Origin of the sequence: Streptomyces cellostaticus (assembly GCF_001513965.1) — a bacterium.
Classification (GTDB): Bacteria; Actinomycetota; Actinomycetes; order Streptomycetales; family Streptomycetaceae; genus Streptomyces; species Streptomyces cellostaticus.
In genome coordinates this window covers 172,734-184,753 of sequence record NZ_KQ948017.1, presented here as the reverse complement: position 1 = coordinate 184,753, position 12,020 = coordinate 172,734, and the positions used below count along the sequence as shown (strand labels likewise).

General features: G+C 71.2%; 15 protein-coding genes and 1 pseudogene. 6 read left to right on the top strand and 10 right to left on the bottom strand.

From position 1 onward, the window contains the following. Window positions 1–101 precede the first annotated feature (101 nt). On the bottom strand, window positions 102–1,127 hold the full coding sequence (locus AQI88_RS08000; RefSeq protein WP_425264554.1) for a FecCD family ABC transporter permease: 1,026 nt from the start codon (window positions 1,125–1,127) through the stop codon (window positions 102–104). 192 nt (window positions 1,128–1,319) lie between these two features. Here AQI88_RS08000 and AQI88_RS07995 point away from each other — a divergent pair, with 192 nt between their 5' ends. Continuing rightward, window positions 1,320–2,168 (top strand): (2Fe-2S)-binding protein, encoded by an 849-nt coding sequence (locus tag AQI88_RS07995; RefSeq protein ID WP_066994163.1) that lies wholly within the window; start codon window positions 1,320–1,322, stop codon window positions 2,166–2,168. Window positions 2,169–2,232: 64 nt separating this feature from the next. Here the strand turns inward: AQI88_RS07995 and AQI88_RS07990 are convergent, their stop codons facing one another. Beyond that, window positions 2,233–3,177 carry an MBL fold metallo-hydrolase gene (locus AQI88_RS07990; protein WP_066994160.1) on the bottom strand — a complete coding sequence of 315 codons (945 nt, stop codon included), beginning with the start codon at window positions 3,175–3,177 and terminating at the stop codon, window positions 2,233–2,235. A 132-nt stretch (window positions 3,178–3,309) separates the two neighbouring features. Then, entirely contained in the window at window positions 3,310–4,287 is a 978-nt protein-coding gene (locus AQI88_RS07985) for a quinone oxidoreductase family protein (protein WP_066994157.1), read from the bottom strand. 138 nt (window positions 4,288–4,425) lie between these two features. On the opposite strand from AQI88_RS07985, the gene AQI88_RS07980 reads away from it, so the two are divergent. Next, window positions 4,426–4,776, top strand: a complete 351-nt coding sequence (locus tag AQI88_RS07980) for an ArsR/SmtB family transcription factor (RefSeq protein WP_066994155.1) — start codon at window positions 4,426–4,428, stop codon at window positions 4,774–4,776. 53 nt (window positions 4,777–4,829) lie between these two features. On the opposite strand, the gene AQI88_RS07975 is transcribed toward AQI88_RS07980, so the two are convergent. Further along, window positions 4,830–5,345, bottom strand: a complete 516-nt coding sequence (locus AQI88_RS07975; protein WP_079057452.1) for a cytochrome P450 — start codon at window positions 5,343–5,345, stop codon at window positions 4,830–4,832. A gap of 38 nt (window positions 5,346–5,383) precedes the next feature. Here AQI88_RS07975 and AQI88_RS49040 point away from each other — a divergent pair, with 38 nt between their 5' ends. Continuing rightward, window positions 5,384–5,572, top strand: coding sequence for a substrate-binding domain-containing protein (locus AQI88_RS49040; RefSeq protein ID WP_398697491.1), 189 nt, complete (start codon window positions 5,384–5,386; stop codon window positions 5,570–5,572). 36 nt (window positions 5,573–5,608) lie between these two features. Next, complete coding sequence (locus tag AQI88_RS49035; protein WP_398697492.1) at window positions 5,609–5,794, top strand: hypothetical protein; 186 nt, start codon at window positions 5,609–5,611, stop codon at window positions 5,792–5,794. 237 nt (window positions 5,795–6,031) lie between these two features. Here the strand turns inward: AQI88_RS49035 and AQI88_RS07965 are convergent, their stop codons facing one another. Then, window positions 6,032–6,400, bottom strand: a complete 369-nt coding sequence (locus AQI88_RS07965) for a winged helix-turn-helix transcriptional regulator (protein ID WP_066994152.1) — start codon at window positions 6,398–6,400, stop codon at window positions 6,032–6,034. 121 nt (window positions 6,401–6,521) lie between these two features. On the opposite strand from AQI88_RS07965, the gene AQI88_RS07960 reads away from it, so the two are divergent. After that, the gene (locus tag AQI88_RS07960; RefSeq protein ID WP_066994147.1) at window positions 6,522–7,172 is read left to right on the top strand and encodes an FMN-dependent NADH-azoreductase; all 651 of its coding nucleotides are present in this window, start codon (window positions 6,522–6,524) and stop codon (window positions 7,170–7,172) included. 106 nt (window positions 7,173–7,278) lie between these two features. On the opposite strand, the gene AQI88_RS07955 is transcribed toward AQI88_RS07960, so the two are convergent. Then, a complete protein-coding gene (locus AQI88_RS07955) occupies window positions 7,279–8,316 on the bottom strand; it encodes a zinc-dependent alcohol dehydrogenase family protein (RefSeq protein ID WP_066994143.1) in 1,038 nt (345 codons plus the stop codon). 35 nt (window positions 8,317–8,351) lie between these two features. Next, on the bottom strand, window positions 8,352–8,660 hold the full coding sequence (locus AQI88_RS07950) for a cupin domain-containing protein (protein WP_079057451.1): 309 nt from the start codon (window positions 8,658–8,660) through the stop codon (window positions 8,352–8,354). Between the two features lie 5 nt (window positions 8,661–8,665). Between AQI88_RS07950 and AQI88_RS47525 the strand changes: the two are divergent. Further along, a pseudogene (locus AQI88_RS47525) lies at window positions 8,666–8,827 on the top strand (transcriptional regulator); the annotation flags it as partial. Window positions 8,828–8,864: 37 nt separating this feature from the next. Here AQI88_RS47525 and sbnA read toward each other — a convergent pair. From sbnA to AQI88_RS07935, 3 genes are read right to left on the bottom strand one after another with little or no spacing between them, the layout of a single operon-like run. After that, window positions 8,865–9,890 carry a 2,3-diaminopropionate biosynthesis protein SbnA gene (gene sbnA / locus AQI88_RS07945; RefSeq protein ID WP_066994140.1) on the bottom strand — a complete coding sequence of 342 codons (1,026 nt, stop codon included), beginning with the start codon at window positions 9,888–9,890 and terminating at the stop codon, window positions 8,865–8,867. A gap of 37 nt (window positions 9,891–9,927) precedes the next feature. After that, window positions 9,928–10,998 carry a 2,3-diaminopropionate biosynthesis protein SbnB gene (sbnB, locus tag AQI88_RS07940; RefSeq protein WP_066994137.1) on the bottom strand — a complete coding sequence of 357 codons (1,071 nt, stop codon included), beginning with the start codon at window positions 10,996–10,998 and terminating at the stop codon, window positions 9,928–9,930. Beyond that, complete coding sequence (locus AQI88_RS07935; protein WP_066994134.1) at window positions 10,995–11,999, bottom strand: TauD/TfdA family dioxygenase; 1,005 nt, start codon at window positions 11,997–11,999, stop codon at window positions 10,995–10,997. The genes sbnB and AQI88_RS07935 overlap by 4 nt, the downstream gene beginning before the upstream one ends. Window positions 12,000–12,020 lie beyond the last annotated feature (21 nt).

The window sequence follows — 12,020 nt, the reverse complement described above, 5'->3', positions numbered from 1 at the left end:
GGGCACCAGCAGCGCGGCCAGGCCGACCACGGCGAACACCAGGACGCGGCGGCGGACGTGGACGCGGGAGGCGGTGGTCGTCCGCACGGACACGGCGGTGGTCATCGGGCCGCCTTCCGGGCCAGCAGCGCCAGCAGCGGCGCGCCGAGGAACGCGGTCACGATGCCGACCTCCAGTTCCGAGGGGCGCACTACGAGTCGGCCGAGCACGTCGGCCGTGAGCAGCAGCAGGGGACCGGCGAGCAGGCAGCCGGGCACCAGCAGCCGGTGGTCACCGCCCAGGAGGGGACGTACGAGATGGGGCGCGGCCAGTCCGATGAAGGCGACCGGCCCGGCGACGGCGACCGCCGACCCGGCGAGCAGCACGACCGCGATCCCGCCGGCCAACCGGATCCGGCCGACCGGCACGCCCAGTGCCTGGGCCGAATCATCGCCCAGGGCAAGGGCGTTGAGGGATGGTGCCACGGCCAGCGCGACCACCAGCCCGAGCACCAGGGTCGGCAGCACGGGCCACAGGACGTCGAGGGGGCGGTCGGCGAGCGATCCGGCGAGCCAGAAGCGCGCCTCGTCGAGGGTGCGCTGGTTCAGCAGCATCACCGCCGACGTCCAGGACAGCAGTACGAGTTGGAGCACGGTGCCGCCCAGCGCGAGCCGGACGGGGTCGATGTCCCCGGCGCGGCGGGCCAGGGCCTGGGCGAACAGGGCGGCGCCCGCCGCTCCGGCGAAGGCGAACCACACGTATTCGGCGGGGCTGGTGAGCCCCAGCGCGTAGATCGCGACGACCAGGGCGAAGCCGGCGCCCGCGTTGATGCCGAGGGTGGTGGGCGACGCGAGCGGGTTGCGGGTGATGCCCTGGGCCACGGCCCCGGCCGCACCCAGGGCGGCACCCACCGCGAGACCGATGACCGTACGCGGCAGACGCAAACCCGTCACCACGAGCGCCTCCCGCCCGTGGGCGTGCCCGAACAGCGCCTGAGCCACGGTGGACAGGGGCACGGAGCGCGCACCGAGGGCGAGGCTCAGTGCCGTGCACAGCACCAGGGCTGCCAGGCCGGCCAGGAACAGAGGTATGTGCCGGTGGGCGCGGAAGGGCACACGTGGGGGTGCGCCCTGTGGAGTCACAGTCACGAGCCGTGAGCTTAGGTTAGGCTTGGTTTAGTTTTCAACCGGCTGTGCGGTGGCCATGAGGTGCGAGTCTCATGATCACGGATGAGTGCCCCGCTGGTCACCTTGTTCCTCGACCGGCGTCTAAGGTAAGCCTTACCTATTCGACGCCCGTCGAATCCTCGCCCGTTGAATCCTTCGTGTTCGGGAGTGCCGATGTCCCTGGCCTTGCAGACTCCGCCGACCGGTGCCGTGGCGCGGGTGCTGGGCGCTGCGTACCGGCGACTGGCCGAGACCTGCGAGCCGCTCGCCGTACGCGTGGACGATCCGGACGCCGGAATGGGACAACTGGGCGTCACGGCAAGGGACATGACCTCCGATCAGAACGTCCTCGATGCCTTCGTGGCGGCCGAGGCGCGCCGGATCCAGGACCGCTACGGGGTCGCCCCGCGCCGCCACGTGGCCGCGTCGCGTGCCCTGCACGACTACACCTGGTCCATCGGGCTGCTGATGAGCGGAGCCTGGTACCTCGAACGGAGGGTGCCCCGGATCAGGCCCGAGGACGTGCGCCTCGACCTCGACGCCGGCGCCTACGGCATCGCACCCGGCGACGACGTGCGGTGCCTGCCCGGCGACCCGCTCGCAGCGTCCCCGGGAACCGTGACGGTCCCTCACGAGGAGGCGCTGCGAGCCGAGTTGCGCACCGCGGTCGCGGATCACATGCGGCCGGTCCTGGACGCCGTCGGCCCGGCCGTGCGCCGTGGACCGCGCGCCCTGTGGGGCATGGTTGCCGACGACCTCGTCTCCGGCATCTGGTACCTGGGCAGGACCCTCGGCCGGGAGGAACACGCCGTCCAGGCCGCCACCGAACTGCTCCCGGCGCCGGTGCCTCCCTACCCCGCTGGTGCCGCCTTCCGGTACCTGACCGACGCCGGCGGCGGGCGATGCCCGACGCGCACACGGGCCGGCTGCTGTCTCTACTACACGATCCGTCCCGACGAGGCTTGTCTGACCTGCCCTCGCACGAGCGATGCCGAGCGTGTGCGGCGGTCGGGGCCTGAGTAGCGTTCCCGAGGCCGCTCGGGCATGACGGCGTGCCGGTCCCGCATGCGGATCAGCTGGGCACCCGTCAGGCGAGGCACGTCAGCGGGCGACCGCCGTTGTAGGTGACCATGTCGCTGAGGGCGGCCGCGGCGTCGATGCCCCGGCCGAGCGGGCCGTCCTCGAGTTCCGCGTAGGCGCGGTGGAGATTGCCGACGATGCGCTCGCAGTCCAGCAGGTCGGCGTAGGCGCCCAGGTCCGTTTCACGGGCGGTCTCCAGAGGCGTGAGCCCGGCGGCGCGGCCCGCTCGGGCGGTGGCCTGGACGAACCGCAGGTAGCCGAGCACGTCGTCGATGAGTTCGGGACCGGCGACGGCGCCGTGCCCCGGGACGATGGTCGTCGCCCCCAGAGGCTTGATCACTTCCTCCAGGACCTGGACGGCACCGGCTACGGATCCCTGGAGGAGGAAGGGGGTACCACCGTTGAACAGCAGGTCGCCGCTGAAGAGGACCTTGCGTTCGGGCAGCCAGACGACGGAGTCGTTGGTCGTGTGGGCGGGTGCGCCGACGTGGCGTACGTCGGCACGCAGGTCGTCGGCCCACACGGTGACCCCGTCGGCGTAGGTGAGGAAGGGCGGTTCGACCACGACGTCGCCCCACTCGACCTCGGTCCAGAACCCCGCCGCGGCACCCGGCCCGCCCCACTGGATGATGCTCGACCGGGTGGCCTCGTGCCCGACGATGGTGGCGCCGCCGAAGAGGTGGTTGCCGAAGGTGTGGTCACCGTGGTGGTGCGTGTTGATCAGCGTCCGCACCGGCTGCGGCGTGACGGCCGCGATCGCGTCCAGATACGCCTGCGTCCGCCGCACCGTCGAGCATGCGTCCACGCTGATCACGCCCCGCCGTCCGACGAGGAAGCCGGTGTTGTTGATCCACCAGCTGCCGTCGGGCTGTATGTAGGCGAAGACGTCCTCGCTGACCTCCTCCACCCTGGGCGGAGGAAGGAGGCCGACGTCGTGGTGGACACTGCTCACTGCGAACTCCTGTCGTGATGAACGGGATCTCTCGGAGGGTCGCGGCGCTGCCACGCCTCGGCGGGTTCGTCGAACGCCGCAGGGATCATCGCATCGGTGATGTGCCGGCCGGTAGCAGCCCGGACCCGTTGCTCAGTCGGCCGTGCGCAGCAGCAGCTTGCCCGTCGACGTGCGCCCGCCCATCAGCCGGTGGGCCTCGGCCGCGTCCGACAGCGGGAACTCGGCGGTGACCGGAAGGCTTACGGTGCCGTCGGTGACCGTGCGGAACGCACGCTCGGCGAGCGAGCGCAGCGCCTCGGGCGCCGACTGCGCGAGAGACAGGATGGAAAGGCCCGCGACGCTTCGGCCCTGCGCGTAGAGCTCGGGCTGCCCGACGTGCCACGGCTCTGCCCCGCCGGCGTTGCCGAAGGACACCAGGCGTCCGAAGACGGCCAGCGTGTCGAGGCCGCGGCGAAGGGTGTCGCCGCCCACCGGGTCGAGCACCAGGTCGACGCCCCTGCCGTTGGTGGCGCGGCGGACGTCGTCGGAGAAGGTGTCGGCGGTGAACACCTCGTCGTAGCCGTGCTTGAGCGCGTGCTCGGCCTTGTCGAGGGAGGAGACCACGCCGTACACGGCGCCGGCGCCCGCCGCCCGGGCCAGCTGTCCGGCCGCCGTGCCGACGCCTCCCGCCGCGCCGTGCACCAGGACGCTCTCACCGGCGCGCAGCCGCCCCACCTCGTGGATCAGGGCGTGCGCCGTCGGCAGTACGGTGGGCAGCGCGGCCGCGGTCCGCAGGTCCAGGCCCTCGGGGAGCGGGAAGACGGTGTTGGTCTCGGCGACCACCACCTCCGCGTAGGCCCCGCTGTCGACGAACGCGACGACGTCCTGCCCCGGACGCAGCCCCTCGACGCCGTGGCCGACGGCCCGGATCCGTCCGGAGACCTCCAGGCCCGGGCGGAAGGGCAGCGACTCCACCCGGTACCCCTCGGCACGCGCCTTGAGGTCCGCGAAGTTCACGCCCGTGTAGGCGGCGTCGATGGTGACCTGGCCCGGCCCGGGCTCGGGGGTTTCGGCCTGCACGAGCTTCAGTACCTCGGGGCCGCCGTACTCCTGGAACTCGACTGCACGCATCAGTGGAACGCACCCTTCGAGAAAGTGTTCAATGGAAAGCGAACACTCGCAATGTACGATGCTCATCGAACACTAAGCAAGCGAGTGCGACACTTTGCGAGATGTCCCGGCGGGGACGCGCAGGGCGAGGAGAGGGGCATGCCGAAGCAGGCCGCGGGCTGCAGTCACCGTGCGGCGCCGGTGCACACGGATCCGGGCGAGGTCTCCGTCCTGACCGCGCTGTCCGCGGTCGCCGACCCCGTGCGCATCCAGCTGATCCGCGAGCTGGCGGGCTCCGCCGACTGGACGCGCAGCTGCGGCAGCTTCGACGTCCCGGTCGGCAAAGCCGCACTCAGCCACCACTTCTCGGTCCTGCGCGGCGCCGGTCTGGTCGAACAGCGCGACGAGGGGCCGAGGCGGGTCAACCGGTTGCGCCGGGAGGAGTTCGACGCGCGCTTTCCCGGGTTGCTCGACCTGCTCCTGCGGACAGATGACACCGACTCCGAGTAGCCGGCCCAGGTGCCCACTTCGCCGAGACGCGCGCCGGTGCCCGGGCCGGGGGGTCACCAGGCCACGGGCAGGGGCCGTACGCCGTGGATCGAGGACGTCGACACGCCCAGGTCCTCCGGTCGTGCCGTGAGGCGCAGGTGCGGGAGGCGGGCGAAGAGGGCGGGCAGGCCGATCTGGAGTTCGGCGCGGGCGAGGGACTGACCCACGCACTGGTGCAGCCCGTGCCCGAAGGCCAGGTGACCGGCGGCGTCCCGCCCGATGTCCAGGGTGTCGGGGTCGGTGAAGACGGACGGGTCCCGGTTGGCGGCCTGGAGTGCGACCACCACCCCCTCCCCGGCCCGGATCCGCACACCGCCCACCTCGACGTCCTCGGTCGCGATGCGACGCATGCCCGCGTGCGCCACCGAGAGGTACCGCAGCAGTACCTCGACCGCCTCCGGCCACCGCTCGGGCCGTTCCCGTAGGGCGGCCAACTGCTCGGGACGGCGCAGCAGGGCGAGCACCGCCGGCGAGAACATGTGGGCGGTCGTCTCGTGGCCGGCGACGAGCAGCAGGGCCGCGACGCCCACCGCCTCCGCGGCGGTGGCCTCGCCAGCCGGAGCTGCGGGTGATCCCCGGCGACCACACCGAGCGGTCCGGCATCGACGCCGGCCGCCTGCTGGTGGCGGAGCGCGAGAGCGGGCAGCCCCTGCCGACGGCCGTCCTCGCGGGCAACGACCGGTGCGCGATGGGCCTGTTGATGTCCCTGGTGCGGGCGGGCGTCGAGGTCCCCCGGGACATGTCCGTCGTCGGCTAGGACGACAGCCGCCTCTCCCCTCTGATGCCGATCGGCTTGACGACCGTCCGCCAGGACGCGCCGCTCATGGCGGAGTACGCGGTGCGCTTCGCCGTGGAACGGCTGGAGGACCCGGAGCGGGAGCCGAGGGAGGCGGTGCTGGACCCCAAGCTGTGGTGCGAGGGACCAGGGGGTCGCCGCCCCGGGAACTGGTCTGACAGTTCGCTGCGGCGGGGACGGTAATCAGGCCGCCCGGGAGCCGGTCGTCACAGCTCAGGACCGGGGCGGTGCCGCCGCCGCTGACGTTGGACATGTACTGCCACAGGGAGTCGACGGCGAGGTAGCCCTGCAGTTACGGCTGCTGCGAGCCACGGTCATCCGGGGAGAGCTCGCCTTGCCTGCCGAGGCCTCGGCGCCGCGGTCCTCGGACTTCTTGCCCCCGGAGCTGCAGCCGCGCACCACGCCCGGTGAGGACCGTCGTTATCCGGCTGTCCCCGCACAGGGCGGTGCGTCCGGCAGGTGCTTCTTCGCCCACTCGCCGAGCTCCCTGAGTGAGGGCTCCAGCGCGGCTCCCGACCCGGTCAGTCGGTACGAGACCCGCAGTGGCGGTCCTTCGTCGACCTCGCGCACCACGAGTCCCGCGGCACCGAGCTCGGCGAGCCGGTCGGAGAGCATGCGCTCGCTGATGCCGGGGATGGCCCGGCGCAGGTCGGCGAAGTGTGTCGGCTGGCCCATCAGGACGGCCAGGATCGGGCCGTTCCAGCGCTTTCCGAGTACGTGGAAGACGCGCGTGATGCCGTCGTCCACGCGCCTGCACTCTGCCGTGCCATGGGTCTGCTCCGCCGCCATGGGATCAGGGTACTACCCCGCCGTATGGGGGTGAAAAAAAGTAAGCCCCTATGATAGATATAGCTAAATACGAAACCGCAGCCCGGCGTCTCGCTCCGGGCTCGTTCTTCTGGAGACACTCATGGCCACCCTGCTCCACATCGACTCATCCCTCTCCCCGGCCGAGGCGTCCGCCTCCCGTGCCGTCACGGACGCCTTTCGCAAGGCCTGGCAGGAGCAGCACCCCAGCGGCACGGTGATCTACCGCGACCTGGCGGCGGACCCCGTGCCGCACATCACCGCGGCCGCCCACACGGCCGGCTTCGCCGACCCCGCCACGCACACGCCCGAGCAGGCGGCCGACTTCGCCGGCCGGGTGAAGCTGATCGAGGAACTGGAGCAGGCGGACGCGGTCCTCATCGGCGCGCCGATGTACAACTACGCGATCCCCTCGACCCTCAAGGCGTGGCTGGACAACGTGATCCTGATCGGCCGTACGGCGGGCGAGACCCCTTCCGCCAAGGGCACTCCGGTCACCGTCGTGGCCAGCCGCGGCGGCTCCTACGCGCCGGGCACCCCGCGCGAGTCCTACGAGTACGTGCAGAACTACCTGACCGCGGTCCTCGCCGATGCCCTCGCCCTCGACCTCGACTTCATCGTGCCGGAGCTGACCATGGCCCCGCACAACCCGGCCATGGCCGAGTTGGTGCCGCTGTTCGAGGCCTCCCGTGACCGTGCCCTCCAGGAGGCGGCCACCAAGGCGAAGGCCCTGGCGGAACGCCTCGCTGCGTAAGAACGGCGGGACGGGGAAGCCGCCGGGTCACGTGAGGTTCCCTGCCCTGCCCTGCATGACCGCGAGGCAGGGCAAGGATCGCTTCTCGAAGCCGAGTCGCCTGGTGTCAGGGGCGGACGAGGACCTTGAGGGCTTCGCGTCGGTCCATCGCGCGGTAGCCGTCGGGGACCTCGTCGAGGCCGATGGTGCGAGTGAAGACGCGGCCGGGGTCGACCGTTCCGTCCAGGACGCCGGGGAGGAGTTCCTCGATGTGGGCGCGGACCGGTGCGGGGCCGCCGGTGAGGGTGATGTTCGGGCCGAACAGGCTGGTGAAGCCGACCGGCGCCTCCTCGTACTGCGGTACGCCGACCCGGCTGATGACCCCGCCGGGACGCACCACGCCGACCGCCATCTCATAGGCGCTCATGTAGCCGACGCACTCCAGGACGGTGTGGGTGCCGTCCCCGCCGGTCAGTTCGCGGACGCGCTCGATGCCTTCTGCGCCGCGCTCGGGAACGACATCGGTGGCCCCGAACTCACGGCCGAGGTCGGTGCGGTCCTGGTGCCGGCCCATGAGGATGATCCGCTCGGCGCCGAGCTGCCTGGCGGACAGCACCGCCAGCAGGCCGACCGAGCCGTCACCGATGACGGTGACCGTGGTGCGCGGGTTCACGCGCGCCTGCCCGGCGGCGTGGTAGCCGGTGCCGTACACGTCGGACAGGGTCAGCAGCGAGGGCAGCAGTTCGGAGTCCTCGGCCACCGGCAGCTTGACCAGGGTGCCCTGGGCCTGCGGGACGCGGACCGCCTCCGCCTGGCCGTCGCCGACGCCGCCCGCGGACCAGAACCCGCCGTTGCGGCAGGACGTGTGCAGGCCCTCCCGGCAGAACGCACAGGTGTTGTCGGAATACGCGAAGGGGGCCACGACCAGGTCGCCGCGCTTCAGCCCGGAGACCTCGGAGCCGAGTTCCTCGACCACGCCGATGAACTCGTAGCCCATCGGGGTGCGTTGGCCGGAGGCCGGCAGGGTGTGGTACGGGTGCAGGTCGCTGCCGCAGATGCAGGACCGGACGATGCGTACGACCGCGTCGGTGGGCTGCTGGAGGACCGGGTCGGGCGCGTTCTCCACGCGCACGTCGCCGGCGCCGTACAGGAAAGTTGCCCGCATGGGTGATACCTCAGGTGTCCGGATCGGGGGCGGTGTCAGGAGCGGGTGCGCGGGCGGGCGTCCTGCTCGTCGGTGACGTGCTCGGCCCGGACCGTCTCGGGAGTGCCGTCGCCCGTGCCCTCCCACATCGCCAGGTGCTCCATGAAGTGGTCGGGGGTGGCGCCGTGCCAGTGCTCCTCGTCGGGCGGGCACGAGACGGTCTCGCCGGGACGGGCCTCGAAGACCGTGCCGTCGCGGGTGCCGATCAGGGCGATGCCGGAGACGACGCGCAAGGTCTGCCCCAGGGTGTGGCGGTGCCAGGCGGTGCGGGCCTCGGGTGCGAAGCGGACCAGGTCCACCCGCATGCGAGCCCTCCCGCGGCGAACTCACCCTCGACCGGGACACCCTCACCGCCGGCACCGACCCCGACCGGCAACTGGTCGTCCGGACCGCCGAGGCCGGCACACCCTCCCACGACGGACTGCGCCTGCTCGCCTCCTGGGCGGCCGAGCAGCGGCAGTCCGCCGTTCCCGGGGCGCGTGATCATCCCCTGCCGCACGGGGATGCTCCTAGGGTCTCGGCCGGTGCTCCGGTGCCGGTGATGTGGGCTTGGCTCTCCGGGATGTGGCGCTCATCCGTTCGGAGTCGAGTATGTGGTCGCCGTACAGATCTTGCAGCCAGTTGGTCTGGTAGATGGTGTCGAGGTAGCGCTCGCCGAGATCGGGCGCGATGGCCACCGCGGTGATGCCCCGTGTGTCGTGCCGGGCCAGCCAGTCCGTCGCGCCGCTGACCACCGTCCCCGTGGAGCCGCCGAACAGGAAGCCGCATCTGGCCATGCGGTGACAGGTGCGGATGGTGTCCGCCTCCTCCACCCGGATCACCTCGTCCACGAAGGACTCGTCGAGCAGCGGGGGCACCATGCTCATGCCCAGGCCGGGGATCATCCGGCGGCCCGGCTTGCCGCCGAAGGCCACCGAGCCCACGCTGTCCACGGCGACGACCCGCACCGGCCGGTGCCATTGCCGGAAGTAGCGCGCGCAGCCCATCAGGGTCCCGGCGGTGCCCGCCCCGACGAACAGCACGTCCAGGCGCGGGAAGTGGTGGGCGATCTCCGGCCCCGTCGTGCGGTAGTGCGCACGCCAGTTGCCCGCGTTGGTGTACTGACTGAGCCACACATAGCGGTTGTCGGACGCACACAGCGCACGGACGTATTCGATCCGTGTGCCCAGGAAGCCGCCGTTCGCGTCCAGGTCGGCCACGATGTGCACCTGGCTGCCGAGCGCCTCCATCAGCAGTCTGGTGGACAGGTTGCAACGGGAGTCCGTCACACACAGAAACCGGTAGCCCTTGCTCGCGGCGATCATGCTGAGCGCCACGCCCAGGTTCCCGGAAGAGGACTCGACCAGGATGGAGTCCGGCGTCAGGACTCCGTCCCGCTCGGCGCTCTCCACCATCTCGTTCGCGGCCTTCAGCTTGATGGAGCCGGCGAAATTGAAACCCTCGCACTTCAGGTAGAGGGGGCATTCGAAGATCGACTCCAGGTCGACGAAGAGACCGCCTTCGTTGAAGTCATGGGGAGCGGATATGACGGGCACGGTGGGCCTCCTGATACCAGGGCTGAGGACGTGGGCCTCAGCCGTACCGGCGCAGGTCGTGGAAGAAGTCTTCGATGAGGCGGAGATTGCCCGCCCCGGCTGCTTCGTCGTAGACGTACTTGCCGACGGCGAGATCGAGGACGCCGAGTCCGAAGGGCGAGAAGATCACCGGACGGTCGTGCGGCGGGGCGGCCCTTCCGAGCATCACGTCGTTGAGGGTGCCGTTCAGGAAGTCGCGGTTGCCGGTGCGCTGCTCGACCAGATGCGGGGACGTGTCGGCCTTCAGGCAGTGCTCGACGTCGTCGACGAAGTTGGCCGAGGCCAGCAGGATCTCGGGCGCGAGGTCGCGCAGCGAGATGTGCAGGACCAGGGGGTTGTGGGTGAACCAGGCCGGGTCGGTGACGTGGGGTTGGCCGGCGACGGTGGCGAAGACCACGAGGTCGCTGGAGCGGATGAGGTCCTCGGCGCTGTCATGGACGGTGACCTGCGCGGAGGTGCCGGCCTGGTGCAGGTAGCCGCAGAAGCCCGCGGTGCTGTCGGCGGACACGTCGTACACGCCGATCGTGTCGAACGACCAGCCGGTGCCGGCCAGGAAGGTGTGGATGTAGCGGGCGATCAGACCCGTACCGAAGAATCCGACCCGGGTGGGGCGGGGCCGGGGGCGGCTGAGCCAGTCGGCGGCCAGCGCGGCGGAGGCCGCGGTTCTGGTCGCGCTGATGATGGAGCTCTCCAGGCAGGCGAACGGGTACCCCGTGCCGGGGTCGTTGAGGATGAGGACCGCGGAGGCGCGGGGCAGCCCGGCACTCACGTTGTCCGGGAAGCTGGAGATCCACTTGAGGCCGTCCACGGCGACCGGGCCGCCGACGGAGGCCGGCAGCGCGATGATCCGCGCGGTGGGGCGGTCGGGGAAGCGCAGGAAGTAGGACGGTGGGTTGACCGAGTCCCCGGCGCCGTGCAGCCGGTAGGTGGCCTCGATCAGCTCCACGATCTGTTTCTCGCGTCCGCTGAGTGCTTGTTGCACCTGTGTACCGGTGATCACCGCGAACGTCGGCGCCGACGGTCGGTCCGGCGCGGCCGGCTGGGTGGCGGTGGACAACATACGGGTCATCGCTGGCTCGCCTCCGGGGTCGGGCAGCAGTCGGCCAGGCGGCGGGGCTCGGCCATGCCGACCAGTACCTGCCGCTCTCCGGTGAAGGCCTCTCTGCTGTGTGCGGTACGGATGTTGTCGACGAGCATCAGGTCACCGGCCTGCCAGGGCTCGCGTCGGGTGTGCTCCTCGTAGGTGGTGTTGAGCAGCTGGACGACGTCCTCGCCGATCGGGGTGCCGTCCCCGTAGCGGGTGTTGAACGGCAGTCCGTCCTCGCCGTAGACGTCCACCAGGTACTCGCGCACCTCCTCGGCCAGCGTCCACTCGTTGAGGAACGCGATCTGGTTGAACCAGCAGCGCCTGCCCGTGAGCGGATGCCGCACCACGGCGCTGCGCCGCTGCTCGGTGCGCAGCGAGCCGTCGGGCTGCCAGGTGAAGCCGATGGCGTGGGCCCGGCAGTAGCGCTCGATCTCGATGCGGTCGTCGGTGCCGAACGACTCCTTCAGGGACGCTCCGATCTCGTCGTTGTAGGTGCGGGTCAGCAGCCAGCCCTCGCGCTCGAAGCGTTCCGTCAGCCCGGTGGGCAGCGCCTCCAGGACCTGTTCCGCGTCGGCCACCGCGGTCGCCCCGCCCGCGCCCGGCGCGGTCAGGCACGCGAACAGCATCAGGCCGGGAACCTCCAGCAGGTAGCTCAGTTCGTGGTGCATGCACATCGGCTGGTTGGCCGGCCAGGCCGTGGAGGAGTACAGCCCGGGGCCGTACGCCTCACGCGGGGCGAAGGCCTCTCGCTCCGGCATGAGCCGGCCGGCGAGCCCCGTGAAGACGGCACCGGCCCGGGACGCCTCGCGCAGGTCCAGGCCACGGACGACCAGCGCTCCGTGCTCGGTGACCTGCGCCCGCAGCGACTCGCGGTGCTGGGCCGCCCAACTCGGTGCGTCACCTGGGGAGTCGACGTGCAGGATCGCGGGTCTGTCCGGCCGTAGCTCCACATCGAGAGGTGCTGCCAGGGGTGAGGACGACATCTCGGTTTCCCTTCGGTTGCC